The 25,959-nt window shown below is 43.0% G+C and carries 19 protein-coding genes, 2 tRNA genes and 1 pseudogene; 9 read left to right on the top strand and 13 right to left on the bottom strand.

All coding sequences use genetic code 11. From position 1 onward, the window contains the following. The 6 genes from C3F34_RS08130 to C3F34_RS08105 form a co-directional block, all read right to left on the bottom strand. On the bottom strand, positions 1–1,410 hold the full coding sequence (locus tag C3F34_RS08130; protein WP_044739700.1) for a UDP-N-acetylmuramoyl-tripeptide--D-alanyl-D-alanine ligase: 1,410 nt from the start codon (positions 1,408–1,410) through the stop codon (positions 1–3). Between the two features lie 9 nt (positions 1,411–1,419). After that, complete coding sequence (locus C3F34_RS08125) at positions 1,420–2,916, bottom strand: UDP-N-acetylmuramoyl-L-alanyl-D-glutamate--2,6-diaminopimelate ligase (RefSeq protein WP_044739701.1); 1,497 nt, start codon at positions 2,914–2,916, stop codon at positions 1,420–1,422. 10 nt (positions 2,917–2,926) lie between these two features. After that, complete coding sequence (gene ftsI / locus C3F34_RS08120; RefSeq protein WP_044739702.1) at positions 2,927–4,750, bottom strand: penicillin-binding protein PBP3; 1,824 nt, start codon at positions 4,748–4,750, stop codon at positions 2,927–2,929. Positions 4,751–4,762: 12 nt separating this feature from the next. Next, a complete protein-coding gene (gene ftsL / locus C3F34_RS08115; RefSeq protein ID WP_016168716.1) occupies positions 4,763–5,095 on the bottom strand; it encodes a cell division protein FtsL in 333 nt (110 codons plus the stop codon). Between the two features lie 10 nt (positions 5,096–5,105). Next, positions 5,106–6,017, bottom strand: coding sequence for a 16S rRNA (cytosine(1402)-N(4))-methyltransferase RsmH (rsmH, locus tag C3F34_RS08110; RefSeq protein WP_104441385.1), 912 nt, complete (start codon positions 6,015–6,017; stop codon positions 5,106–5,108). Between the two features lie 175 nt (positions 6,018–6,192). Further along, positions 6,193–7,194, bottom strand: coding sequence for a sulfate ABC transporter substrate-binding protein (locus C3F34_RS08105; protein WP_104441384.1), 1,002 nt, complete (start codon positions 7,192–7,194; stop codon positions 6,193–6,195). Between the two features lie 401 nt (positions 7,195–7,595). On the opposite strand from C3F34_RS08105, the gene C3F34_RS08100 reads away from it, so the two are divergent. The 5 genes from C3F34_RS08100 (at position 7,596) to C3F34_RS08080 (ending at position 10,234) form a co-directional block, all read left to right on the top strand. Continuing rightward, positions 7,596–7,892, top strand: coding sequence for a hypothetical protein (locus C3F34_RS08100; RefSeq protein ID WP_016168719.1), 297 nt, complete (start codon positions 7,596–7,598; stop codon positions 7,890–7,892). A 125-nt stretch (positions 7,893–8,017) separates the two neighbouring features. Beyond that, the gene (gene gltX / locus C3F34_RS08095) at positions 8,018–9,526 is read left to right on the top strand and encodes a glutamate--tRNA ligase (RefSeq protein ID WP_104442317.1); all 1,509 of its coding nucleotides are present in this window, start codon (positions 8,018–8,020) and stop codon (positions 9,524–9,526) included. Between the two features lie 57 nt (positions 9,527–9,583). Continuing rightward, a tRNA-Ala gene (locus C3F34_RS08090) sits at positions 9,584–9,659 on the top strand. A gap of 29 nt (positions 9,660–9,688) precedes the next feature. Further along, positions 9,689–9,764: transfer RNA gene (locus C3F34_RS08085), tRNA-Glu, on the top strand. A gap of 128 nt (positions 9,765–9,892) precedes the next feature. Further along, positions 9,893–10,234, top strand: coding sequence for a hypothetical protein (locus tag C3F34_RS08080; protein WP_016168721.1), 342 nt, complete (start codon positions 9,893–9,895; stop codon positions 10,232–10,234). 28 nt (positions 10,235–10,262) lie between these two features. On the opposite strand, the gene C3F34_RS08075 is transcribed toward C3F34_RS08080, so the two are convergent. Then, entirely contained in the window at positions 10,263–11,234 is a 972-nt protein-coding gene (locus C3F34_RS08075) for a cation diffusion facilitator family transporter (RefSeq protein WP_104441383.1), read from the bottom strand. 166 nt (positions 11,235–11,400) lie between these two features. Between C3F34_RS08075 and C3F34_RS08070 the strand changes: the two genes are divergently transcribed. Next, the gene (locus tag C3F34_RS08070; RefSeq protein ID WP_104441382.1) at positions 11,401–12,204 is read left to right on the top strand and encodes a DUF4198 domain-containing protein; all 804 of its coding nucleotides are present in this window, start codon (positions 11,401–11,403) and stop codon (positions 12,202–12,204) included. Positions 12,205–12,249: 45 nt separating this feature from the next. On the opposite strand, the gene C3F34_RS08065 is transcribed toward C3F34_RS08070, so the two are convergent. The 4 genes and pseudogenes from C3F34_RS08065 to C3F34_RS08050 form a co-directional block, all read right to left on the bottom strand. Beyond that, on the bottom strand, positions 12,250–15,432 hold the full coding sequence (locus tag C3F34_RS08065) for an efflux RND transporter permease subunit (protein WP_104441381.1): 3,183 nt from the start codon (positions 15,430–15,432) through the stop codon (positions 12,250–12,252). Further along, positions 15,422–16,669, bottom strand: coding sequence for an efflux RND transporter periplasmic adaptor subunit (locus tag C3F34_RS08060; protein WP_104441380.1), 1,248 nt, complete (start codon positions 16,667–16,669; stop codon positions 15,422–15,424). The genes C3F34_RS08065 and C3F34_RS08060 overlap by 11 nt, the downstream gene beginning before the upstream one ends. A gap of 1 nt (position 16,670) precedes the next feature. After that, positions 16,671–17,987, bottom strand: a pseudogene (locus C3F34_RS20760) (TolC family protein). Positions 17,988–18,095: 108 nt separating this feature from the next. Next, the gene (locus tag C3F34_RS08050) at positions 18,096–18,458 is read right to left on the bottom strand and encodes a cation efflux protein, CzcI-like (RefSeq protein ID WP_044737334.1); all 363 of its coding nucleotides are present in this window, start codon (positions 18,456–18,458) and stop codon (positions 18,096–18,098) included. Positions 18,459–18,704: 246 nt separating this feature from the next. On the opposite strand from C3F34_RS08050, the gene C3F34_RS08045 reads away from it, so the two are divergent. After that, positions 18,705–19,142, top strand: a complete 438-nt coding sequence (locus tag C3F34_RS08045; protein ID WP_044737335.1) for a tetratricopeptide repeat protein — start codon at positions 18,705–18,707, stop codon at positions 19,140–19,142. A gap of 51 nt (positions 19,143–19,193) precedes the next feature. Here C3F34_RS08045 and ettA read toward each other — a convergent pair whose 3' ends face one another. Further along, complete coding sequence (ettA, locus tag C3F34_RS08040) at positions 19,194–20,855, bottom strand: energy-dependent translational throttle protein EttA (protein WP_044737336.1); 1,662 nt, start codon at positions 20,853–20,855, stop codon at positions 19,194–19,196. A gap of 293 nt (positions 20,856–21,148) precedes the next feature. Between ettA and C3F34_RS08035 the strand changes: the two genes are divergently transcribed. Continuing rightward, entirely contained in the window at positions 21,149–22,426 is a 1,278-nt protein-coding gene (locus C3F34_RS08035; protein ID WP_044737337.1) for an O-acetylhomoserine aminocarboxypropyltransferase/cysteine synthase family protein, read from the top strand. A 284-nt stretch (positions 22,427–22,710) separates the two neighbouring features. After that, on the top strand, positions 22,711–23,598 hold the full coding sequence (locus C3F34_RS08030) for an SDR family NAD(P)-dependent oxidoreductase (protein ID WP_104441379.1): 888 nt from the start codon (positions 22,711–22,713) through the stop codon (positions 23,596–23,598). 111 nt (positions 23,599–23,709) lie between these two features. Here C3F34_RS08030 and C3F34_RS08025 read toward each other — a convergent pair whose 3' ends face one another. Beyond that, positions 23,710–25,899 carry a SulP family inorganic anion transporter gene (locus tag C3F34_RS08025; RefSeq protein ID WP_104441378.1) on the bottom strand — a complete coding sequence of 730 codons (2,190 nt, stop codon included), beginning with the start codon at positions 25,897–25,899 and terminating at the stop codon, positions 23,710–23,712. Positions 25,900–25,959 lie beyond the last annotated feature (60 nt).

Below are 25,959 nucleotides of genomic sequence, written 5' to 3'. Positions count from 1 at the left end.
TTAGAGTTTCTCCATCAAGTCAGTCATTAAGGTTTCCATATGGGTATAACGAGAACCTTTAAACAGGAAACTCATCGACTGGGGTTGATGTGTTTCGACTAAACTAATTAAAAACGGTAAGGCTTGTTCTTGACTCAAGAATGCCTGTAATTTTTTACCATATTGGGTACTGCGCGCACCTTCTTGCGTTGCAGGTGAAAATTCACCGACTGCGACAACAAAGTTAATCCCCTTGATCGAGACCAAGTCGCGCCCCAGCATATAATGTTGCTGTGCCGCACTTTGACCAAGCTCACCAATATCACCAATCACCATCACACGTATACCCTCTTGCTGTGCAAGCACTTCACCTGCTGCACGCATCGAAGTAGGATTGGCATTGTAGGTATCATCAATGAATAAATAAGGTGCTTTCTGAATAAAATTCAGGCGACCTTTAGCACCTTGTGCTTGCTCAAGACCAAGCACGATGTCATCTAAATCAATACCAATCGCGAGCGCAAAGGCAACAGCGGCTGTCGCATTCTGCACATTATGCTCACCGGCAAAGGGTAAATTCACGACTCGTTCACCTTGTGGTGTATGCAAATTAAAACGTGCAGATTGCGGTTGTAACTCTACATCTGAAGCATAGACATCGCCGCCCTGACCAAAACTCAACACATGCTCAGTTTGTATGACTTGGCGAATCTGATCGGTAAAATCGTCAGCTGCGGGTACAATGGCAGTACCTGTCGGTGCAATATGGGCATAAATTTCAGATTTGGCACGGCAAATGCCTTCACGTCCGCCAAACTCGCCCAAGTGCGCTGTGCCAATATTTAGAATACCTGCTACATGAGGTTGAACCAATTGTGAAGTGTAATCAATTTCGCCTTGGTGGCTTGCACCCAACTCCATAACAGCGTAACGATGCTCTGCACGTAACTCCAACAACATCATCGGAACACCCAAATCATTGTTCAAATTACCGCGTGTAATTAAAGTTGGCGCAAGACGCGATAAAATACTACCAAGCATTTCTTTGGTCGTGGTTTTACCACTACTGCCTGTCAAAGCAATCACTTTTAAGTCTTGCTGTTGCGAACGTCGATAAGCTCCCAAATGCCCTAAAGCCAAACGCGTATCAGGCACGACCAACTGACAAATATCAGCATCTACAGGATGACTGACAATTGCTACCTCGCAGCCCTGCTGCACAACTTTCACAACAAAATCATGTGCATCAAAACGCTCACCCTTGAGCGCCAAAAATGCATCACCGTGTTCCGCATGACGTGAATCAGTCAAAATTCGTTTAATTTCACCACTTGGCTGCCGATCATGCAGCCAATAGCCTTGAGTTGCTTCTAGTAATTCTGTCGCAGTCCAAGGTTCTAAAGGAACCGTACTGGTGGTTGAAGTATGCATCTTAATTTCCTATTGCGCGGGATATGCTGAATTTGTGGCGAGATGTTGTGCATCAATCGCCGCCTGTACTTCAACCACATCATCAAACCAGTGACGAACACCTTCAATTTCTTGATAGTTCTCGTGCCCCTTGCCCGCGATTACGACAATATCACCTGCTTGTGCAGTTTTTACCGCAAATTTAATTGCTTCACGACGGTCATGTATCTCATGTACCACATGGCCAGAGAAATCAATACCTGCCTTCATATCGGCAAAAATCTGTTCAGGATTTTCCGTCCGTGGGTTATCTGAGGTTAACAGCACCACATCTGCACCATTTAAAGCTGCTTGAGTCATCAGTGGGCGTTTCCCCCGATCTCGATCACCACCACAGCCAAACACCGCCCATAAATTCTGCTCTACATGACGTTTTAGAGTAGTTAAGACTTGTACCAAGGCATCTGGTGTATGCGCATAATCCACCACAAATAGGCGTGCATCATCACGAATCACCTGCATACGTCCTGGTGCACCCTTGAGCTGAGGGACTGTTGCAATCAACTGCGCCAAATCAAAGCCTGCTTGTTGTGCCACAATCAAACTCGCCACTAAATTTTCGATATTAAAATGTCCAAGCAATGGGCTTTGTACTGTGAACTGGCCTTGAGTGGTCATCAAACTAAAGTGCGCGCCAGACAAACTATATTCAATATCTTGAACTTGATAATCTGCGGCTTGCGTCATGGAATACGTCAAAATCTGCGGTTTTGCTGGATTAGCTTGTGCGGCGGCGAGCATGATAGGCGCATATTCATCATCAAGATTAATGACGGCTACTTTTAATGAGGTGAATTGGAATAGTCGAGCCTTCGCCTCAGCATAGGCCTCGAGCGTACCGTGATAATCCAAATGATCACGACTTAAATTGCTATACGCTGCAATTTCAATTGCACAACCCGTTAAACGACCTTGCTCTAAACCATGCGAACTTGCTTCAATTGAAGCAAATTTTGCACCTTGTTTCGCATAACCATGCAAAGCATTTTGCAACTGCAAGGCATCCAAGGTGGTATGTGAAGAGCTTTCCAGATGTGGAAGTATGCCATTGCCTGTAGTACCCATCACTGCGCAAGGTTGTCCTTGCAACATCAACAATTCTGCAACCAAACGTGAAATTGTCGTTTTGCCATTTGTACCTGTCACAGCCAAAATCTGTAGTGCTGCGGTTGGCGATACCGCTTGCAAATATTGTTTTTGCCATGTGCCCATTAAATGACGCACATCAGGCACCACTAAACTTGGAGAAAGCCCCAGCTCAGTTTCACTAATAATAGCCACAGCACCTTTGTCCAATGCTGCTTGAGCAAATTGCACAGTTTTCTCAGGCTGGCTCAAGCTATTAAGGGCAATAAAAATTTGCCCTGCTTGCACATAACGGCTGTCTAAACAAAAGCCTTGAAAAGGTTGATTCATCCATCCAGCGATCTGATCAGAAGGATGCAGTTCTTGAAATGTAATTGACATTTAGCACCTATTACTGGATTTTTGGTGTGTCTAAAGGCTTATCTAAAGGCACATTCATTAAACGGAGTGACTCTTGCATCACTCGAGCAAAGACAGGTGCAGCAACTAAGCCACCATAATATTGACCTTGCGGATTTTCCACGACTACAAAAATAGCGAGACGTGGATCACTCACAGGCGCAACCCCTGAAAATAATGCACGATATTCTTTTTCCGAATAACCTTTACGGTCCGCACGTAATTTATGTGCAGTCCCTGTTTTACCCGCTACACGATAACCCGGTATATTGGCTTGACGTGCTGTACCACCTGGTAGTGTCACCGCTTCCATCATCAACAACACTTGATCGGCAATTTTCGGATCAATCATTTGTTGACCTTTAGGCGGTTCTTCTAACTTATACAGGCTAAGTGGAACTTTTACCCCATGATTGGCTAACATGGCATACGCATCGACCATTTGCAGTACAGTTGCGTTAATCCCATAACCATACGCCATGGTCGCAACCTCAGATACATTCCACTTGCTTGGTGGAAGCACCATACCTGAACTTTCACCCGGAAATTTGACTGCTGAACGCTGACCAAAACCCACTCGCTTTAAAAAAGTCGGTAAAGTTGCATAAGGTAAAGATAAGGCAATTTTCGCCACACCTACGTTAGACGATTTCTGAATAATCCCTGCCAAAGTCAGTTGTCCGTAGTTATGAGTATCACGAATAGTATGGTTACCTACTCGCATAGACCCTGGTGATGTGTTCACTACGGTTGTTGGCATGTATTTCCCTGTTTCCAATGCCATAGCCACTGTTAATGGTTTCATGGTTGAACCTGGTTCAAACATATCTGTTGCACCACGGTTACGCATAGCATCCTTGTTTGCCAAACCATTTTTATCATTTGGGTTATATGATGGCCAACTGGTCATCGCCAAAATTTCACCCGTTTTTACATCTACAGCAATTGCTGATGCCGAACGTGCATTGTTCGCCACACCCGCGGCAGTCAGTTCACGGTATAAAATATATTGCAGGCGTGAATCGATACTCAGGGTAATATTTTCCCCTGACTCCACCTCTTTCACGATCTCTGGGTCTTTTACACGGTTGCCTTTCTTATCACGTACCACTTGCTGCTCGCCATCCACACCCGCAAGGCGTTTGTTGAGCTGCATTTCCAAACCTTCAATACCCACGCCTTCACTATTGGTCAGGCCGATAATTTGTGCATTCGGCTGTGGCTGCGGATAATATCGCTTATAATTTTTTTCGGTATAGACGCCTTGGAATTCGCGCTTTTCAATCAACTCAGCCTGCTGTGGCGGAATTTCTTTTTGTAGCACTAAATAGCGAGAGCGAGGACGTTCATATAGTTTTTTCTTAAGCTCTGCCCGATCCATCCCAACAGCATCAGCCAACTCATCCAGATTAAGGTTCTTTTCTGGCAATTGGCGCTTTAATTTTCGGTTATGCGGATCTTTCGCCAATTCAGCAGTAATGTCATCAAATAATTTTTTATTATCAAAATAGTCACGTGGATCAATCACGACTTTCATTACAGGGGTACTGATTGCCAAAGGCACACCATGACGATCATAAATCACGCCACGCATTGCTTTGAGTTTTTCAGTCCGTAAAATATTGGCATTGGCTTTATTTTGTAAAAAGTCACGGTTAATCACTTGCACATAGAATGCACGACCGACCAATGCCAAAAAGCACAGTAACACCACGGCCCACATCAGATAAAAACGCCACATCTCTACACTAATGGCATTTTTACCCGTAATTGACTGCTGTTTTTTACGTGGTTGCTTAGTCTGCTTGTCTACCATATACAGCTAGCCTTATTTATTTTCATCTGAAGTCATTGGTAAAGAAATCACAACCGTTTGTGCGGCAGGCGGAGAATACATACGTAACTGAGTCACTGCACGAGTTCCAATTTGTGCGGTTGCACCAAAGGTCTGCTGCTCAATTAACAATCGCCCCCACTCGGCATTTAAGTCATCACGCTCGCGCATAAATGAACTTAGCTCACGATAGTCATGTCGATATTCAAATACCTGAAAGACCACCATAATTGCACTAATGAAAACCAAAATTAACAGGCAAGCATAAGTGATATATTTTTTCGTCCGAAATTTTTCCGCTTTCTTTTCGACTGCTTCAGTTTTCATTGTTTGCCTTTTAAACTAAGCGTTCCGCAACACGAAGCCAAGCACTTCGTGAACGTGGATTGGCTTTCACTTCTTCTTCACTCGCACGCACACGTGCAATTTTTTTCAAACGACGGGTATCTTGCTGTTGTTGTGGTAGACCCCATCCTGTGTCTTCTGCCAAAGTCGATTCTTTTTGAATAAATTGTTTAATCAGTCGATCTTCTAGGGAATGGAAACTAATGACTGCTAAACGACCTTCTGGTTTTAACACCTCAACCGCTTGAGGTAGGAAAGCTTCAATATCTTCTAATTCTTTATTAATCGCAATACGTATTGCCTGAAATGTACGCGTTGCAGCATGTTTATTTTTTTCCCACTTTGGATGTGCTACTTTTACAATTTCTGCCAACTGACGCGTGGTATCAATTTGACCTGCTGCTTTAATTGCTTTAGCGATGCGACGGCTATAACGCTCTTCACCATATTGGAAAATCACATTCGCTAAAGCTTCTTCCTCAATCTGCATCAGCCATTCTGCCGCAGTCGGTCCTTGCGAGTTGTCCATACGCATGTCCAAAGGACCATCCTGCATAAAGCTAAAACCACGTTCAGCCTGATCTAACTGCGGTGAAGAAACCCCCAAGTCTGCCATGACACCGTCGACTTGCGTTAACCCTAAAGTGGCAAGCTCTGGTTGTAAATCTGCAAAACTAGCATGAATAATGTGAAAACGAGAATCTTCTGCTGCCAATTCAGCCGCCACTGCAAGCGCTTGTGGATCTTTGTCGAAAGCATAAACTTTCGCATTAGCGTCGAGTTTTGAAAGCAATAATCGGGTATGTCCCCCTCGACCAAAGGTGCCATCGACGTAAATTCCTGTATTTCGGCCTGCCAATAAGGCATCCACAGTTTCATGAAGTAATACAGAAATATGAGACATAACAGTGCAATCAAAGTACCAAAAATTTAACTGCACATTATTACCTTGTTTTAGTAAAGCTCCAAACGTCTTTTTGTAGGGAAATATTACTTTCTATAGAGAAAACCGTTTCTATTGTATTCACCAAGCAAAAAAAGCCTCTGGTCGAGACTTTTTTATACAGTTTTAAGCTATCTTAATTGTTTTGATTATAAATCTGATCAAAGATCGCACCATTTACAAAATGTGTTTGTTGCGCTTTTGCCCAACCACCAAATACATCACCAATCGTGAATAATTTGATTTTTGGAAATTGGGCTGCATACTTGGCTGCTGCCTGTGCATTGCGTGGCCGGAAATAGTATTTTGCTGCTAAATCTTGCCCCTTCGGGGAATACAAATAATTTAAATACCCCTTGGCTAAGTTGCGATTACCATCTTTATCAACGGTTCGATCAACAATCGCGACTGAAGGTTCCGCCAAAATAGAAATCGAAGGATAAACGATTTCAAACTCGCCTTTACCCAAACCTTTCGTTGCCAACAAAGCTTCGTTTTCCCAAGACAGCAACACATCACCTATACCACGTTCAGCAAAGGTGGTTAAAGAACCTCGCGCGCCTGAATCTAAGACTTTGACATTGTGATACAGGTTTTTGACCAACTCACGTGCTTTGGCATCATTGCCTCCAGGTTGTTTCAAGGCATAACCCCATGCCGCCAAATAAATCCAACGTGGTGCTCCACCAGTTTTTGGGTTAGGCGTAATAATTTCTACGCCCGGCTTTACCAAATCATTCCAGTCTTTAATATGCTTAGGATTGCCCTTACGCACCAAAAAAACGACGGTTGAAGTATAGGGAGCCGAATTGTTTGGAAATTCTTTTTGCCAATTTTTATCGATATAACCCACCTTCACAATTTCATCGATATCATTGGCCAAGGCCAAAGTTACGACATCGGCTTCTAAACCTGTTGCCACAGCGCGTGCCTGCTTGCCAGAGCCCCCATGAGATTGTTTAAATTCAATGTCCTGACCCGTGCGCTGCTTCCAGTATTGACCAAATTCCTTGTTGTACTCTTGATAAAATTCGCGGGTCGGATCATAAGATACATTCAAGAAACTTTTTGCTGCAAAGACGTGCCCCGAAACCCCAGCTAAAAACGCAATTCCTAATGCAAAGAGAGATTTATTCATTTTTGGACTCTAATGACTGTTTTTTGCACTATATTTTTAATAAACAGTTTTCACAATCATGTGGCTATAAGCATTTATTCATAGTTTTTCTAATTTTCAGATATACCAAATGTTGCAATATATACAAAGAAAGATGCTGAAATCATTTCATGAAATGGTCTAAAATTTGTCACAATATTACAATCTTCATGATGTCTTCATATTTATTTGTTAAAACAGCAAGACATCAACATTACTGTAACAATGATGCGTAGAATCGCTTAGATTTTCTTATCTTTTTGTAAAAAGTGTGACGTAAGTCTACTTTTTTGTTTCTAAAGATGTTTAAATTGTAGCTATAGTATGTAGAACACTATTTTATAAAAAAGTTCTCAACATATTGAGTTAAAGGGGAATTCGAGATGAACTTACACTATTTTCAAGCTATTTGCCTCAGCCTTGGCTTAGGTCTGATGGCGCAGACTGGTCATACGGCTGCCATTAAAGCAACCATGAATAAAAGCGTTGCCTCTGAAAAAGTCTCTTTGATTGAGAAAGCTCTCAATCAGCAAAAGCAAGGTGACAATTATTTGCAGACAGACAATAACTTGAAGATGTTGACCGCAATTAAAGTTGCACCGACCCAAAGTTTCTTTGCCACACAGAACGAACGCTTCTCTCGTTTCTTACAATCAATTTTCCCGCAAAATAATTCCTAATCTGAACTACCAATTTTCCCCCCTTAAAAATTGGTGTAAAGCTCAATCACAAATGTTGAATTTAGCATTAAGTGATTGGGCTTTTTCGTTATAATAGCCTCAGTTTATCTTTTGAAAATATTGTTATGACTATTCGTACCCGTATTGCTCCCTCCCCTACAGGGTTTCCTCATGTAGGAACTGCCTACATCGCGTTATTTAACATGTGTTTTGCTAAAAAACACGGCGGCGAATTTATCTTACGTATTGAAGATACCGACCAACTTCGCTCAACGCCTGAATCTGAAAAAATGATTTTAGATTCTTTACGCTGGTTAGGTTTGAATTGGTCTGAGGGACCAGACGTGGGCGGACCTCACGCACCTTATCGCCAATCGGAGCGTATGCATATCTACAAACAATATGCTTTAGATTTGGTCGAAAAAGGTCATGCATTCTACTGCTTCGCCACGGCTGAAGAACTAGATCAAATGCGTGAAGAACAACAAGCACGCGGCGAAACACAAAAATATGATGGTCGTGGCTTAAAACTTACCCAAGAAGAAGTGCAACGTCGCCTTGCAGCGGGTGAACCACACGTAATTCGTATGAAAGTACCTGAAGAAGGCGTGTGTAAAATTAATGACTTATTGCGCGGTGAGGTCGAAATTCCTTGGGCGCAAGTCGACATGCAAGTGTTATTAAAAACCGACGGCTTGCCAACTTATCACTTGGCAAACGTGGTTGATGATCACTTAATGGAAATCACCCATGTACTTCGTGGTGAAGAATGGTTGCCATCTGCACCAAAACACCAGTTACTTTACCAATATTTTGGTTGGGAGATGCCAACTCTGTGCCACATGCCATTGTTGCGTAACCCAGACAAATCAAAACTGTCTAAACGTAAAAACCCAACCTCAATCAACTACTACCGTGACATCGGTGTATTGCCTGAAGCACTCTTGAACTACTTGGGTCGTATGGGCTGGTCAATGCCTGACGAACGTGAAGTCTTTACCTTAAATGACATGGTTGAACACTTTGATGTGAAACGTGTGTCTTTAGGTGGTCCAATTTTTGATGTGGAAAAACTTAATTGGCTGAATGGTCAATGGATTAAATCCCTCACTCCTGGTCAGTTACTCGATCGTCTGTTGAGCTGGAAAAGTGACCGCAACACCTTAGAAGATATTGCAGCCGCAATTCAGCCACGTATTCACTTGCTCTCTGAAGCTGTGAATTGGGCAGGTTTCTATTTCAATCATATGCCTCAAATTAGCAAGGAACAGTTTGAAAGCAAGAAATTGACTGAAGAACAAGTGCGTCAAAGTTTACAGTTTGCCATTTGGCGTTTAGAAAGCCAGTTCACATGGAACAATGACACGGTGAGTCAAATCCTGATGGATTTAGCCAACCAGATGAACATTAAGCTCCGTGACTTCATGCCGACTTTCTTTATTGCGATTGCAGGTTCGACTTCTTCGACCCCAGTTATGCAATCGATGGTGACTTTAGGCCCAGACTTAACCTTCGCTCGTTTACGTCATGCACTGGAAATTGTGGGTGCACCGAGCAAAAAAGAAGCGAAAGTATGGGAAAAATTAAATGAAAGCCTGAAATTGCCGAAAAATGATGCAATTGAACAAGCCTAATTAAATTAGCTGTTGACGTGTGGGCAGAATATCCCTAATATTGCGCTCACACAGACTGGGGTCATAGCTCAGTTGGTAGAGCGCTACAATGGCATTGTAGAGGTCAGCGGTTCGATCCCGCTTGACTCCACCAAAAATCGTTTTACCTGTGTTGCCTCATAAGTCCCTATCGTCTAGAGGCCTAGGACATCGCCCTTTCACGGCGGTAACCGGGGTTCGAATCCCCGTAGGGACGCCAAATTCAAAAAAGCCACTGTTCAACAGTGGCTTTTTTATTGCCTCAACACAACATAAAATTGCCTGAATTATTTTGGCTATGTGCAACATTCCGCTAAAATAAACCCAGATAAAAATGATGGAGCTGAAATGCAATACCGTTGCCCAAAATGCCAAAGTCCGAAGATTATGCCTGTTGCCCAAGCCAATGCACCTGCGGCACGTCCAGTTGTCCCTAAAAGTTTAGTCTTTCTTGTTCCTTCTATTTTTGTCTTGTTGCTTTTGGTATTAATCAGCATTGCCATGTGGTTATTTGGTGATGGTGCAGGCTCAACCCTGCAAATTGCAACGGTTGTGGTATTTGTGATCTGTGCCGTTGCTGGCTTTCTATTTTATCGTGATTTACCTGATTTTAAAATTTCGATGCAAGCCTTCATGCAGTCACAGAAAAAATGGAAATGCCGCGAATGCGAGCATGAGTGGGAAATCTAACTATTCATCCACAGCATTTCACATCAGCTTAATGCTGATGTGAAGGATTCTCTACTTCGTGTTCCGTGTGAACATGCTCATGCGACTGATGCGTATGTGGCTGGCTGTGTGCATGTGCCAGACATTCATCATCTTCAATCTGTAAGGTCATTTCGGCAATGCCATGTTGCTGATGCAGCATCGCGGAAGCTACCTGATACAACTGCTTTTGATCGGCTTGTGGGGCGTAAAGGTGTACAGTAAGATGAATATTTTTAGAACTGATAGCCCAGACCTTAAGTTGATGAATACTTTCAACGTTAGGCAATTGCAGCAAATCTTGGCGTAATTGCTCTATATCAATTTCTTCGGGTACCCCTTCCAATAAAATATTAATGCTCTGTTTGAGTAAAATCCATGTCCGGGGCAGAACCCAAAAACCAATCAAGACCGCAATCAGCGTATCCACCCAATACCATTGGGTAAAATAAATCACAATTGCCCCGATAATCACGCCGACTGAACCCAAGGCATCACTCAAAACCTCCAAATAAGCACCTTTCACATTCAGACTTTCCTGCGCACTAGAAAACAAGATGCGCATGGAAATTAAATTAATGATCAAACCAATGACGGCTACGACCAACATCCCCATACTTTGGATTTCTGGAGGATGACTAAAACGCTGATAGGCTTCGTATAAAATATACATGGCAACCAGAAACAACATCAGTGCATTAAATAAAGCTGCTAAAATTTCGAAACGCTGATAACCAAAGGTCCGTTTGTTATCCGCAGGCAATTTACCAATTTTAATAGCAACCAAAGCAATCGCGAGTGCTGCTGCATCGGTAAACATATGTGCCGCATCCGAGAGCAATGCCAGACTCTGCGTGATAAAACCCGCAATGACTTCGATAATTAAAAAAATACTGGTCAGCGCTAAAGCAAAACTTAACTTCTTTGCATTTTTTTCAGTCACGGTTGCATGTGTATGATCATGCCCATGCGATCCACTCATATTGTTGCCTCTATTCATTCTTATTTCAGTCAACGTGGCCAGCTTCGACCTACACCCTATATTTTACTTTGCAAAATACATGAAAATAATTATCATTTGCATATTTAATTTATTGGCTACATCTTCATTCATCTTCTCGCATCATTTTTGAAATTGGAATTCTGTTATGAAAAAAATTGTTATTCTTTCTGCGGTAATGCTGAACAGCTATAGTTTTGCACATGAACCTTATGTCGCTCCATTGGCCTTTGTCACAGATAACACCCAAATTCCTATTATTGCAGCTTATGCAGAGCAAGCCCTACATGCAGAATATGCAGTCCAAGATCCACAATTTACCATTATTCAACCCGACCAAAAGCAAGCCACCTTACAGCCCACAACGACCTTAAAATCGGCCACCATCTTTGATTTACCTCTACCCGAAAAAGGCACCTATACAGTTTTTGCCAAGACCAGTTACCCGATCCAATATGTTCAGCATAATAAACAATGGAAAATTTTAGCCGATGCTACAACAGATCAAGTCCCGCCTTTAAGTGAGCGTGATTATGTGATTGCTAGCGACTTTAAGGGCAAATTACCCAAAAAAGTAGACACCGTTCGTGAATGGACCTTGCAGACTTATATCAGTAAACAATTGACTTCTGCGATTGCTGCGAGTTCAGCACCGATTCAAGTCAATTTTTCTACCCATCCAAATCAACTCATCGCGCAGCAAGCGGTTCAGCTCCAAATTCATAAAGCCAACAAACCTTTAGCTCAGGCTGAGTTAGTGGTTCGTGCCCAAGGTGCAACAGAAGCTCAAGCACTCAGCATTCCTGTACAAAATAATGGCAGTGCCAATATTACTTTTCCACATGCAGGAAATTACTTGATCGAAGTGTCTGAAAAATTCGATAACAAAGCGACGCCGAAAAATCAGTACGCAACTATTATCAGTGTCCATGTTGCTCAAGCAAATTCTTAAGACTCAACAATGCCTTGATTCAAAACGAATCAAGGCATCTTTCATTTAAGGTGCTTTGGTTTCATGCATCCAACGATACAAAATTGGCAACAGCACCAAGGTCAGCATCGTCGAAGATAAAATTCCACCAATCACGACTGTTGCTAAAGGCCGTTGTACTTCCGCCCCTGTTCCTGTCGCCAAAGCCATGGGAATGAACCCCAATGAAGCAACACAAGCCGTCATCAACACGGGGCGTAAACGCAAAATTGCACCTTGCCATGTAGCATGGTAAATATCTAAATGCTGTCTTAGCTCTTTGATAAAGGTCAGCATGACCAGACCATTCAAGACGGCAACACCTGATAAAGCAATAAAACCTACACCTGCTGACATTGAAAGTGGAATATCACGCAACCATAAAGCAATCAAACCACCGCACAGCGCAAATGGCACCCCAGTAAACACCAACAAACTCTCTTTGATGTTATGAAACACGGCCATGAGTAGAATAAAAATTGCAATTAAGGCCAACGGAACTACCCAGAGCATCCGGTTTTTAGCCGAGATTAAATTTTCGAACTGCCCACCATAATCTAACCAATAACCTTCAGGTAAAGGCTGCTCTGCCAGCGTCGTTTGCAGCTCCTGTACAAATGAACCCAAATCACGCCCTTCGACATTGGCGGTCACCACCATACGGCGTTTACCATCTTCACGACTCACTTGATTGATGCCCAAAATGGTTTCAACTTTAGCCACGTCTTGTAGTTGAATGAGTCCTCCATTTGCGGTTTGTAACGGTAATACGGCTAAATGTTCAGGCGTTCGCTGTTGATCGTCTAAACGAATGACAAAATCAAAGCGTCGATCACCTTGTAGAATTTGTCCAATATTTTGACCACCCACACTGGTCGCCACCAAATCTTGAATCGCTTTGACCGACAAACCATATTGCGCCGCTAAGGCTGGGTTCACCTCTACATTCAATAAAGGAAGACCACTAGTTTGCTCAACATTGACCGCCGTTGCGCCCGAAATCCGCTGAATTTTTTCTGCAATCTGCGTCGCCTGCTGATTCAGCACCTGCATATCATCGCCAAAAATCTTAACGCCAACATCACTGCGTACACCCGAAATCAGCTCATTAAAACGCAGTTCAATCGGTTGAGAAAACTCACTGTTATTGCCAGGTAAAGTCGCCAGAAAAGCGATCATACGTTGACGTAGCTCATCGAGGTTTTCTTTGGAGTCTGGCCATTGCTCACGTGGCTTTAACAATACAATCGCATCGGAAATATTGGGTGGCATCACATCAGTTGCGACTTCTGCGGTTCCTGTACGCGCAAAAATTGCCTTGATTTCAGGAAATTTTTTTAACAGTAGCTTTTCAGTATTTTCCTGCATACGCAAAGACTGTTCTAGGCCTGTACTGGGTGAACGCATTTGTTGTACCGCAAAATCCCCTTCACTCAATTGCGGTGCGAACTCACTCCCCACCTGTGTGGCAAGTACACCTGTAAAAAATAAAATACACAAGGCAAGGGTCAGTACCAAGGCTTTGAATTCATACGCCCAATTCAGTAATCGTGTGTACTGCTGCTTGAGCCAGAGCATCCAGCGACTTTCCTTTTCCTTGATCTCTCCTGCGACCCATAATGCTACCGCGGCAGGGACAAAACTGATCGAGAGAAGAATGGCACCGATCAGGGCTAACACAACCGTCATTGCCATGGGGTGAAACAGTTTGGCTTCTACCCCAGACAACGCAAAGATCGGGAAATACACCACCAAAATAATCAGTTGCCCAAAAATTAAGGGTCGTCGTGCCTGTTTCGCTGCTAAAAATACTTCTCGGAAACGTTCGGAGCGAGTCAGTAAGCGTCGATGTCGATGCTGGGCTTCTGCTAATCTGCGAATACAGTTTTCCACAATCACCACAGCACCATCTACGATGATGCCGAAATCCAGTGCACCCAAACTCATCAAATTGGCACTGATGTTCTGTTGCGCCATTCCTGTTAAGGTAAATAGCATGGAAAGTGGAATCACACAGGCGGTGATCAGTGCAGCGCGGAAATTCCCCAGAAATAAAAACAAAATCACGATGACCAAAATCGCGCCTTCGACCAGATTTTTCTGTACGGTTTTTATCGCACGATCGACCAGACTGGTACGGTCATAGACGGTTTCAATGACCACACCTTGAGGTAAAGACTGTTGAACCTGTTTCAATTTGGCATCTACGGCTTGGGCGACGGTGCGACTGTTTTCGCCCATCATCATCATGGCGATGCCCAATACCGTCTCTTCTCCGTTATAGGTTGCTGCACCTGTACGTAAATCATGCCCAATGGACACTGTAGCAACATCAGCCACCCGAATTGGAAAACCATTTTTATTGCTAATGCTGACATTTTGAATCGCTTTGATGTCCGTGAGTGTACCTGGCACCCGTACCGTAAGCTGCTGCCCATTCTGTTCAATAAAACCCGCACCACGGTTTTCATTATTTTCAGTCAGCGCAGTTTGTAACTCACTGAGTGGAATTTGCAATTGCTGTAAGCGTTGTAAATCTGGAGTGACCACATAGGTTTTGTTATACCCACCAATTGAGTTGACCTCCGCAACACCTGCGACACGTTGCAATTGTGGACGAACAATCCAGTCCTGAATTTCACGTAAATCCATCGCGCTATACGCTGTACCGTCTGCCTTACGCGCATTCGGTTCTGCCTTAATGACCCATTGATAAATTTCCCCCAATCCCGTGGAAATAGGCGACATGGTCGGAATAATGGCTTCAGGAAGTTCCGCCTGTGCTTCTTGTAGACGCTGATTAATCAACTGTCTTGCCCAGTAAATATCGGTGCCATCCTGAAAAATAATGGTGACCTGAGACAAACCATAACGTGAAATGGAACGGGTTTGCTGTAATTCAGGCAAACCTGCCATGGCATTCTCTATGGGATAGGTAATTCGTTGTTCGACCTCTAATGCGGTAAAACCTGTGGCTTGGGTATTAATTTGCACCTGCGTATTGGTAATATCGGGCACAGCATCAATTGGCAATTGTTGATAGCTGTAAATCCCAACCCCAATCCAAGTCAATACAAAGAGCATGACCCAAATGGCATTGCGAATAGAAAACTGGATAATACGGTCAAACCATCCTTCTGGCGGAGGTAAACCGTCTGAAGTAAGCTGTGCCGTTTCAACCTCTGGCGGAAGCGGTGGTTTAGTGTGCATGGCTCGCCTCTCCTTTTTCTAATTCAGACTTGAGTAAGAAACTGCCTTGTGCTGCGTATTGTTGTCCCTTATTTAAACCAGATTGCACCTCTATCCATTGACCATCACTAGAGCGAGCGCCCAAAGTTACAGCTTGAGGCATAAATTCAAGCTTTTGTTCATGCTGCGTTGCCACAAACACCGCATCTTTCCCTTCCACTTGCTGTACCGCACTAGCAAGAATACGTAAACCCTGCTGCACTTGTTGCTGTTGTAACTGCACATTCACCATTAAATTTGGACGTAATTCTGCTGCATTGGACAAGACTTTTGCACGGACTTGTAGACGCCCCGTTTGCGCATCAGCTTGACTATTTAAGCTTTGAATTTGTGCCTTAAATACATTCCCTGTTTGTAAGGATTTAAACTCAATATTTTGATTTGGCACAATTGTGGCAAATTCACTACTTGGCGCAATAAATTCCAGCCACAATTGATCCAACTGGTCAATCACAAACAATTGATCTGCCAATTGGACATTCTCGCCCACCACCAGATCTTTCTGACTAATCATTCCTGCGATGGGTGCCTTGAGTACATAACGCCCTTGGCTATTTACCTGAGCACCAAAAGCAGATAAACGAGAGCGTGTTGCCTTAACTTGAATCTGCGCTTGCTGATAAGCGTTATAGGCACGTTGATAATCCTGCTTGGCAGAAATACCTTCTGACCATAACTTTTTCTCGCGCTCGTAGTCTTGACGTGCCAATTCCAAATTGGCTTGTTCCACTTGTAAACTGGCTTGCTGATCCACCAAATCTGGGACCAATAAACTGGCGAGTGCTTGTCCTTTCGCGACCTGCTGCCCCAATTCGACATAGACGGCTTCGACATGCCCAGCAAATGCAGGTGCTACATGTGCTTGGTAGTCAGTATTTACCACCAACTTGGCAGGATAGGCTGCCGATTTCACGACAGGACCCAACTCTGCAACAGCCAGTTGAATCCCTTGTTCAGTCACCTGTTTAACCGTTAAGGCAATTGCGGCTTCATGTTCCTCCGATTCTTCATGACCTTTTTCATCTGCATGTTCTTCTGCTTCAGCGTGTCCGTGCTCATCTTCCTTCGTAGATGACTTTTGTGTAAAGAACAACACCGCTATGGACACTACTGCCGTAATCATAACGACCAATATCATTAACAGTTTTTGGGAGATTTTTCCCTGTTGATTCAATCTCTTATTTTTAAAATTCAACATGTTAATTTCCCCCACCAATATCTGATAATGCCTGTGTGTCTTGCCACAGGCTTTGATTTAATTGTGCAATCGCATCTTTGTTCATGACCTGACTAGGATCAATACCTAAACTGAGGCTTTCTGCTGCAAGGGCGCACTGCCAAGCATCTTTCAACAACTGAACTTTACGCATACGAACTTCTTGCAACTGTAAAGTGGCTTGCTGCACATCCAAAAGTGCAAATTTACCGACCTTAAACCCTTGCAACGTCTTTTGTTGAACTGTTTGAGCCAAAGGCAATTGCGTCTGTTGCAATGCACGAAACTGTACGTCTAGACCTTGCAATTCCGTCAATAAATTCCCAACCTGCAAGGCATTTTGCTTCAGATAAAATTCCTGTTGCTGCTCTAGCTGAGTTTGCTGCGCCTGTGCGATTTCCTTGCTATATTGCTGACGGTCAAAGAGATTTAAAGGAATGGAAACACCGACCACTAATGCATTGTCCGCATTCGTTTCTACTGATCGACTGCGATTCACACCCACATTCACAGTAGGGCTAGGACGTGCTTGGGCTTTCAATTGCTCAATTTTGGCATGTGAATCAAGCAACAATAATTGTCGATTTTTTTCCATTAAATTGGCGGCTAAATGCTGCTGGACTTGCTGAGCTGTCGTTGTAGGCCATAAGTGTGACGGATTGAGAGCAACAGCCACCGACTGATCCCGCTCTCCCCAAGCACTCGATAAATACTGTTTTGCCAGTTGGACTTGTAAATCAGCCTGTCGGAATAAATGCAAACTTTCGGCATGACTTAATCAAGCACGATCAACATCAACCTGCGCTACACTCCCTGCCTGATAACGCTTTGTAATGGCATTTAGATTTTCTTCACTGACCTGTAATTGCTCTTGAATAACCTGACGTTCCAATTCATAGATCGCCAATTGTGACCATAAATATTTAACAGCCAACTCTAACTGTGCTAAATAGATTTGCTGTTTTAGTCCGATTTGCTGTTCAGCAATTTTGGCGCGTTTCTGATTCGCTTTGCGTTCGCCAAAAATATCCAGACGCTGAGAAAGACCCAATGCCAGTTCCCGATCTTGATCGGAATTAAAGCCCGTTTGCTCTATGGACAACTCTGGATTTATCCACAGCTTTGCCTGTTTTATATGCGCAGTCGCAATTTGTTGTTGCGTTTTCCACACACCTTGAGTCTGTTGATAATCTGTTGAACGTTGTATGGCTTGTGACAAAGTGAGTAATTGTGGCTGCTCACCTGCCCATACAGGCGAACTGCAAAGTGCTACGCTCAGTACCAAGCCTATTGCACGCATAGACACACGTATAGGATCGAAATCTGGAACTTTCGAAGTTTTAAAAGACATGTTGATGCCCCACTAAAGTTAAAAATTAGTGGTGGGCAATATTTTCGGCTACCCCACCTATAGCGGGGTTAAAACAGGAGGTGGGTTAGTGAGGGATAAATGGGGCGATTGATACAGATTTTGCCAGTTAAACTGAACCTGAACCAATTTGGGAATAAAGACAGGAGATAAAGCTGAATGCTGTGCTTCTGTCAGCATGATATGTGCAAAAGAAGGTAAATGATCACTATGATCATCTTGCGTAAAGTCAGCTAAATCGAAGGAAGATGTAGGTTGTGTCGTACTTTTCTTTGCCATTCCATGCGATTTTGACTCGCAACTGGCAGTAACATGATGTCCAAAATGTGGCATCACTCTCACGCTCTTTGACTCTTCATGCACACAAAATGCCGCTGCCACGTTCCAAAGACTTTGAAACATGAACAAACTCAGCAATAAGGTGATAAAAACATGAGAGCGTTTCACAAGATAAAATACGATCATTACAACTTGCCGACACTATAGCAGCTTCATGGATGTAATAAAATTACACCACCAATATTCATCATGCTATTCACAGCACACACCAATAAAAACCATTTTGTTACAATAATTTAATACATCTGAGTGCCAAAACGTTTAAATTAAATAATGACCACTAATGTTGTCAGTAACAAGGAGGCGAAGATGAATATGGAATACCTCAAAACAGTATGGACACTGTTATTTCACACTTCCTATCACGACTTGGTAACACCTGTATTTGATCATGCAGGTGAACACGAATATCAATGTGGATTGCATTTTGAGCAACTGGCATTATGTGAACATTACCATGTGTTCATGCAAAAAAATGTCTTGCAAATGGCAGCCCCTATACAGATCGACCATAGCCCAATGTCGTCCAGTAACAGCCGTAATGCGATGTGGTATTTTCTCCGCTCTGCTTTACGCGGTCACCCCGAAGCTGAATTTAAAATGGGGATTGGCTATTTAAATGGTCAACTGGGTTTAGATCGTAATTATGATAAAGCCGAGCAGTGGTTAAAAAAAGCCGCACAAGATGGTCATCCTGACGCAAAACGCTGTTTGTATGATGCCTATAGTGAATTGGCTTTTTCTTAAAACACATGCATAAAAAAACCAGCCCGAAGGCTGGTTTTTTATTAGTGGAAATTAACCACCAATCTTTTTGTATTTGGTGCGTTTTTGTACCGCATCTTCACCTAAACGAGCCAAACGGTATGCTTCATATTCAGCATAGTTACCTGTGAAGAATTCAGGCTGTTCATTTTCAAATGACAAGATGTGTGTCGCAATACGGTCAAGGAACCAACGGTCATGCGATACCACCATTACCGTACCAGGGAATACAAGAATTGCATCTTCAAGCGCACGTAAAGTTTCAATATCCAAGTCGTTCGATGGTTCATCCAGTAAGATTACGTTCGCACCCATTTGCAGGATTTTCGCCAATTGTAAACGGTTACGCTCACCACCAGACAACTCACCTACACGTTTTTGCTGATCTTGGCCTTTAAAGTTAAAACGACCAATATAAGCACGTGATGCAATTTCGTATTCGCCAATTCTTAAGATATCCAAACCGCCAGACACTTCTTCCCAAACAGTTTTGTTGTTATCCAAAGTATCACGGATCTGACCCACATAAGCGACTTTAACCGATTCACCTAGAGTCACAGTACCCGTATCAGGCTGCTGTTCGCCCGTCATCATACGGAATAGTGTGGTTTTACCTGCACCGTTTGGCCCCACAATACCGACAATTGCCGCTGGTGGAACCGTGAAGGTTAAATCTTTATACAACAAACGACCATCAAATGATTTGCTGATGCCTTCTACTTCAACCACTTTATTGCCTAGGCGTGGACCAGGTGGAATATAGATTTCTGAAGTTTCGTTACGTTGTTGGAACTCACGCGAGTTAAGTTCTTCAAAACGTTCCATACGCGCTTTGTTTTTCTTTTGCTGGCCTTTGGCATTTGAACGAACCCATTCAAGTTCTTTTTTCAATGCTTTCGCAAAAGATTCTTCTTGTTTCTGTTCTTGCTCTAAACGGGCATTCTTTTGCTCTAACCAAGCAGAATAGTTGCCTTGATATGGAATACCCATACCACGGTCAAGTTCAAGAATCCATTCAGCAACGTTATCCAAGAAGTAACGGTCATGCGTAATCGCCACAATCGTACCTGGAAAGTCTTTCAAGAAACGTTCTAACCAAGATACAGACTCTGCATCCAAGTGGTTCGTCGGTTCGTCGAGAAGCAACATGTCTGGTTTAGACAATAATAAACGGCAAAGTGCAACACGGCGACGTTCACCACCTGAAAGCAACGTTACATCTGCATCCCAAGCTGGAAGGTTCAAGGCTGCTGCTGCTTGATCCATTTGGTTGCTGAGGTTGTGCGCATCCCATGAATGGATAATGGCTTCTAATTTTTCTTGCTCTTTTGCAAGCTTATCGAAGTCTGCATCTTCAGCTGCATATTCAGCAAATACTTCATCCAAGCGCGCCAAGGCATCCAATGGTTCACGTAAACCATCTTCAACGTTGCCACGTACATCTTTATTTGGATCGAGCGGTGGTTCTTGCTCTAAATAACCGATTTTGATACCCGGTTGAGCACGCGCTTCACCAGAGAAATCTTTGTCTACGCCCGCCATAATACGAAGCAAGGTCGATTTACCTGCACCGTTTAAACCAAGTACACCAATTTTTGCACCTGGGAAAAATGACAAAGAGATGTCTTTTAAGATTTCGCGCTTAGGCGGAACCATTTTAGACACTCGGTTCATCGTATAAATATATTGGGCCACGTAGGACTCCTCAATAGAAAAACCAAAAAATCGCCAGAAGCGAAAAATATTTGCGGGCATTATACGATGAATACGTTGAAAAAATAAGGCATCAAACCGATCTTCAATGCAATGTTACAACTTTGATCACGCTGATTTTTTAAACACTGCCTTTATCCCACTCTTCTATAGATAAACAGTGACTTAAAGCTCATCTTTATGAATTTTTTAGATAAATATTCATTATTTTCACGCTTTCCATCATATTCATTAATGATAGACTGTGCAAAATTTAACTCACATAGATGAAGTTCATGACCTATAAAGACGAAACTTTAGCCATTCATGCAGGTTATAGCCCTGAAGCCACTACTAAAGCTGTGGCCGTACCGATTTATCAAACGACTTCTTATGCCTTTGATAATACACAACATGGTGCAGATTTATTTGACCTTAAAGTCCAAGGCAATATTTACACCCGAATTATGAATCCAACCACGGCAGTGCTGGAACAGCGTTTGGCCGCACTCGAAGGTGGTATTGGTGCATTGGCGTTAGCTTCTGGTATGGCTGCCATTACCTATGCGATACAAACCATTACCGAAGCGGGGGACAATATCGCCTCAGTTTCTACCCTCTATGGTGGTACTTATAACCTGTTTGCGCATACCTTGCCGAAACAAGGTATTGAAGTCCGTTTCTTTGATTATCAAAACCCAGAAGCTTTACACGGTTTAATTGATGAAAAAACCAAACTGGTCTTTGTTGAATCGATTGGTAATCCACTCGGAAATATTATTGATCTAGAAGCCATTGCCAAAATCGCGCATGAATATGGTGTGCCTGTTGTTGTCGATAATACCGTTGCGACTCCTGCACTGCTGAAACCATTTGAATATGGTGCGGATATTGTGATTCATTCACTCACCAAATATATTGGCGGGCATGGCAACTCGATTGGCGGTGCAATTGTCGACAGTGGCAAGTTCCCTTGGGGTAAATATCCTGAACGCTTTAAAGTGCTGAATACGCCAGACCCAAGTTATCACGGCGTGAACTATGTCGAAGCTTTAGGTGAAGCCGCTTATATCGCTCGTGCACGTGTGGTACCACTACGCAATACAGGTGCCGCCATCAGTCCACTCAGTGTGTTTTTGATTCTACAAGGCTTAGAAACGCTGAACCTGCGTATGGAACGTCATACGTACAATGCTCAGAAAGTGGCAGAATATTTGCAGAATCATCCAAAAGTGAAATGGGTCAACTATGCAGGCTTGAAAGATCATCCTCAACACGGCTTGGCGCAAAAATATGTCAAAGGTCAGCCCTCTGCGATTTTATCCTTTGGGGTACAAGATGGCCGTGAAGGTGGGACGCGTTTTATTGATGCACTACAACTCTTCACACGCTTAGTCAATATTGGTGATGCAAAAAGCTTAGCCTGCCATCCTGCAACGACCACACATCGTCAACTCAATGAAGATGAGCTGAAAGCAGCAGGTGTCAGTCTCGATATGGTTCGTTTATCTGTTGGGATTGAGCATATTGATGATCTACTTGCCGATCTAGAGCAAGCTTTGGCAAAAGTCTAAATAACCGATCAAGACCTCAACAGAGGTCTTGATTTTTCAACATTATCTCTTGGAATTTAAATAAAATCGTGTTAATAATTAAGAAAAGATAGATTTAAAATAGAGCAATTACTCTAATTTTATTTGTAAATTCAAAGACTTATTTATAGCTTTTTTCATTATATTGGTTATCATTATGCGTGTGAGTTTTAGTCAACTCATGGAATAATGTGAACTAAGTTCTCCAATAAAATAAAGACAATTTAGGATTTAAGTGAACTAAATTCTAATCAGGGAAACACAGCGTGAAAGCAAAATTAGAGAAACTCTTTCAGGACCGTATCCACGGTAAAACCGTCCTCATTACAGGCGCATCTAGCGGCATTGGCTTAACTACAGCACATCGTCTTGCCGATGCAGGGGCACATGTCCTCCTCGTCTCACGTACCAAAGAAACTTTAGATGAAGTCAAGGCCGAAATTGAAGCCAAAGGTGGCAAGGCGTCAGTATTCCCATGTGACCTGAATGACATGGAAGCCATTGATGCTGTCTCTAAAGAAATCTTAGCATCTGTGGAACATATTGATATTTTAATTAATAATGCAGGCCGTTCTATTCGTCGTGCCGTCCACGAATCACTTGATCGCTTTCATGATTTTGAACGTACCATGCAATTGAATTATTTTGGTGCTGTCCGTTTGGTGCTGAACTTACTTCCTCATATGATGGATCGTAAAGGCGGTCAAATCATTAATATCAGCTCGATTGGTGTATTAGCCAATGCAACTCGTTTCTCGGCGTATGTCGCCTCTAAAGCAGCTCTAGATGCATTTAGTCGCTGTCTGTCTGCAGAAGCACATGCACATAAAATTGCTATTACTTCAATTTATATGCCATTGGTTCGCACACCGATGATTGCACCAACCAAAATTTATAAATATGTGCCTACGCTGTCTCCTGAACAAGCGGCTGACCTAATTGCTTATGCGATTGTGAAGCGTCCGAAGAAAATTGCGACAAATCTTGGTCGTTTAGCATCGATTACCTATGCCATTGCCCCAGATATTAACAATATGTTTATGTCGATTGGCTATAACTTGTTCCCAAGCTCTTCTGCATCGATTGGAAAACAGGAACGCCTCAATTGGGTACAAAAAGCGTATGCTCGCCTGTTCCCAGGAGAACATTGGTAAGTTCCAAAGATATAAAAAAGCCTGTCCAATGACAGGCTTTTTTATGGCTGTATTTAGATTTCAAACTGCATACATTCTGTAATTCATCTCCCTTAAACGCTTAATACGCCTTTAGGTTTCCAGAAAATTGACCCGACCCGTTTGCACATCATAAATTGCACCGACAATTGCAATTTGTCCTTGCTCTAACATCTCCGCCAACACGCTACTGTGTTGCTGAATATATTGCATGTTGTACAACACATTCAGTGCCGTAACTTGATCCAAGAAAGCTTTATTCAGCTCACGTGGCTGCATAATCTGATACACACTGTTAACCGATTGCATTAAAGGCCCCAACACATATTGAATGTGCGGCATCTCTTTCACCTCTGCAATTTGTTTCTGCTGTAAGCGTAATTGGCAAGCACTGCTGACTGCACCACAGTCGGTATGCCCTAGTACCACAATCACTTTAGAGCCTTTGGCCTGACAGGCGAACTCGAGCGAACCTAACACCTTTTGCCCCGCAATATTCCCTGCAATCCGTAAACTAAACAGATCTCCAATCCCGACATCAAACAACATTTCTGTTGGCGCACGCGAATCCATACAGCCCAATACTGCTGCAATCGGGTGCTGACCTTGATCAGCCGTGACACGGAGCTGACGGTAGATATCCCGTTGCAAGCGGTCATTTTGAACGAAACGTTCATTCCCTGCTTTAAGTAAATCAATTACTTGTGCTGGACTCAATTGACGCTGTAATTCGGCAGTGCTGATATCAATATCGAGAGCCGCATCATCCAGTTCTTGATAATGTTGTTTAAAGCCAATCAATTTCACATCAACTTGACGTTTCAGTGCTGTTTCAGCTTGATAATCCTGAATGACCTGATAGATATCCGCATCAATCGATTCCGACTGTGTGGCATCAATAATTAACTGTTCACCTGCATGAATATGCTCCAGCGCTGAAATGAGGGCTGAACGATTCAAAAAAGTGACTTGAGACGGTAGTTCAATACGAGTCACGACACCATGCAAATGATGCTCTTTATAAATTCTGACACCTTTATAAAAGTTCCCGTACAGAATAAAAGCCGCACTACAGAATAACCCGACCAGAATCCCCATCAACAAATCAGTCAGTAAAATCGCTATCAGGGTAATAATAAATGGCACAAACTGCTTCCAACCCTTTTGATATAGCTGTTGGAACAACTTTGGATGCGTGAGTTTAAAGCCCGTCACTAATAAAATGGCAGCCAATGCCGATAAGGGAATCATATTCATCAACGGCACAAAACATAGCACGGCCAACAACAGCAATAGCCCATGAATCACACTGGAGTACTTACTCCGCGCGCCTGAATTGGCATTGACCGAACTACGGACAATCACCGAAGTCAATGGCATCCCCCCAACAGCGCCCGAAACCACATTGCCAATGCCTTGTGCCCACAATTCACGATTTGGAGGTGACGAGCGTTTATATGGGTCTAACTTGTCCGCCGCCTCCAGATTGAGCAAAGTTTCCAAAGAAGCGACCACGGCTAAAGTCAGTGCTCCTGTATAAATTAAGGGTTCAGTTAAATAACGCCAGTCAGGTCCCATCAATACCTGCTCAGGTGCCTGCCAAATGTTGGGTAATTGGATTAAATTTGACGTACTCACTGCCCAAGGAGATTGAGTAGCGACTAACAGATAATTGATTCCTGCGGCCAAAACGACAGCCATCAATGCGGAAGGAATATTGTATTTTTTCAGTGGGCTGCAATCCCACATCAAGATCAGCAATAAGCTGAATAAGCCAATCAGTGCCGCACCAGCATCGACTGTGGTAAACACAGTGTGAATTTGACCTCCCCAGAGCTGTTGCCATGAGAAATTGGAGAAACCCAATAGATAGGGCAATTGGCTGAGAATCAGAATAATTCCAATAGCCGCCAATAACCCCAAAATGACATTATTGGGAATAAAGTTGGCAAAGAAACCAAGCCTGAGTAAACCAAAACCAATTTGCAGTAGACCTGCAAAAATAATACACAATAAAAAAGCGGCATAATTGCCGCCTAATTGATCCAATTGCACTAGAATCACTGCCGTTAGCCCCGCTGCTGGACCTGCAACGCTAATGTGTGAGCCACTCAAAAGCCCAACAACTATACCACCAATAATTCCTGAGATAATCCCTGAAATAATGGGAGCACCTGATGCAAGAGCAATACCTAAACACAGCGGTAATGCCACCAAAAACACCACTAAACCCGACAAAGCATCCCTGATATGGAATCGGTTTTTTCTTTCTAAAGTCAACATAGTTAAACCGTTTATAATGATTAAATAGCAAAAAGTTTACGTCTGTATATTAATATCCAG

The organism is Acinetobacter sp. ACNIH2, assembly GCF_002934965.1.
Classification (GTDB): domain Bacteria; phylum Pseudomonadota; class Gammaproteobacteria; order Pseudomonadales; family Moraxellaceae; genus Acinetobacter; species Acinetobacter tandoii.
This window is presented reverse-complemented; position numbering and strand designations above follow the sequence as displayed.

Excerpts from the sequence above, each read along its gene's own strand:
- C3F34_RS08130 (WP_044739700.1), bottom strand. The coding sequence starts at position 1,410 with ATGCATACTTCAACCACCAGTACGGTTCCTTTAGAACCTTGGACTGCG.
- C3F34_RS08025 (WP_104441378.1), bottom strand. The coding sequence starts at position 25,899 with ATGTTGACTTTAGAAAGAAAAAACCGATTCCATATCAGGGATGCTTTG.
- gltX (WP_104442317.1), top strand. The coding sequence starts at position 8,018 with ATGACTATTCGTACCCGTATTGCTCCCTCCCCTACAGGGTTTCCTCAT.
- C3F34_RS08060 (WP_104441380.1), bottom strand. The coding sequence starts at position 16,669 with ATGTTGAATTTTAAAAATAAGAGATTGAATCAACAGGGAAAAATCTCC.
- rsmH (WP_104441385.1), bottom strand. The coding sequence starts at position 6,017 with ATGTCTCATATTTCTGTATTACTTCATGAAACTGTGGATGCCTTATTG.
- C3F34_RS08035 (WP_044737337.1), top strand. The coding sequence starts at position 21,149 with ATGACCTATAAAGACGAAACTTTAGCCATTCATGCAGGTTATAGCCCT.
- C3F34_RS08045 (WP_044737335.1), top strand. The coding sequence starts at position 18,705 with ATGAATATGGAATACCTCAAAACAGTATGGACACTGTTATTTCACACT.
- C3F34_RS08075 (WP_104441383.1), bottom strand. The coding sequence starts at position 11,234 with ATGAGTGGATCGCATGGGCATGATCATACACATGCAACCGTGACTGAA.
- C3F34_RS08080 (WP_016168721.1), top strand. The coding sequence starts at position 9,893 with ATGCAATACCGTTGCCCAAAATGCCAAAGTCCGAAGATTATGCCTGTT.
- C3F34_RS08065 (WP_104441381.1), bottom strand. The coding sequence starts at position 15,432 with ATGCACACTAAACCACCGCTTCCGCCAGAGGTTGAAACGGCACAGCTT.
- C3F34_RS08070 (WP_104441382.1), top strand. The coding sequence starts at position 11,401 with ATGAAAAAAATTGTTATTCTTTCTGCGGTAATGCTGAACAGCTATAGT.
- ftsL (WP_016168716.1), bottom strand. The coding sequence starts at position 5,095 with ATGAAAACTGAAGCAGTCGAAAAGAAAGCGGAAAAATTTCGGACGAAA.
- C3F34_RS08050 (WP_044737334.1), bottom strand. The coding sequence starts at position 18,458 with ATGTTTCAAAGTCTTTGGAACGTGGCAGCGGCATTTTGTGTGCATGAA.
- ftsI (WP_044739702.1), bottom strand. The coding sequence starts at position 4,750 with ATGGTAGACAAGCAGACTAAGCAACCACGTAAAAAACAGCAGTCAATT.
- C3F34_RS08105 (WP_104441384.1), bottom strand. The coding sequence starts at position 7,194 with ATGAATAAATCTCTCTTTGCATTAGGAATTGCGTTTTTAGCTGGGGTT.
- C3F34_RS08125 (WP_044739701.1), bottom strand. The coding sequence starts at position 2,916 with ATGTCAATTACATTTCAAGAACTGCATCCTTCTGATCAGATCGCTGGA.
- C3F34_RS08100 (WP_016168719.1), top strand. The coding sequence starts at position 7,596 with ATGAACTTACACTATTTTCAAGCTATTTGCCTCAGCCTTGGCTTAGGT.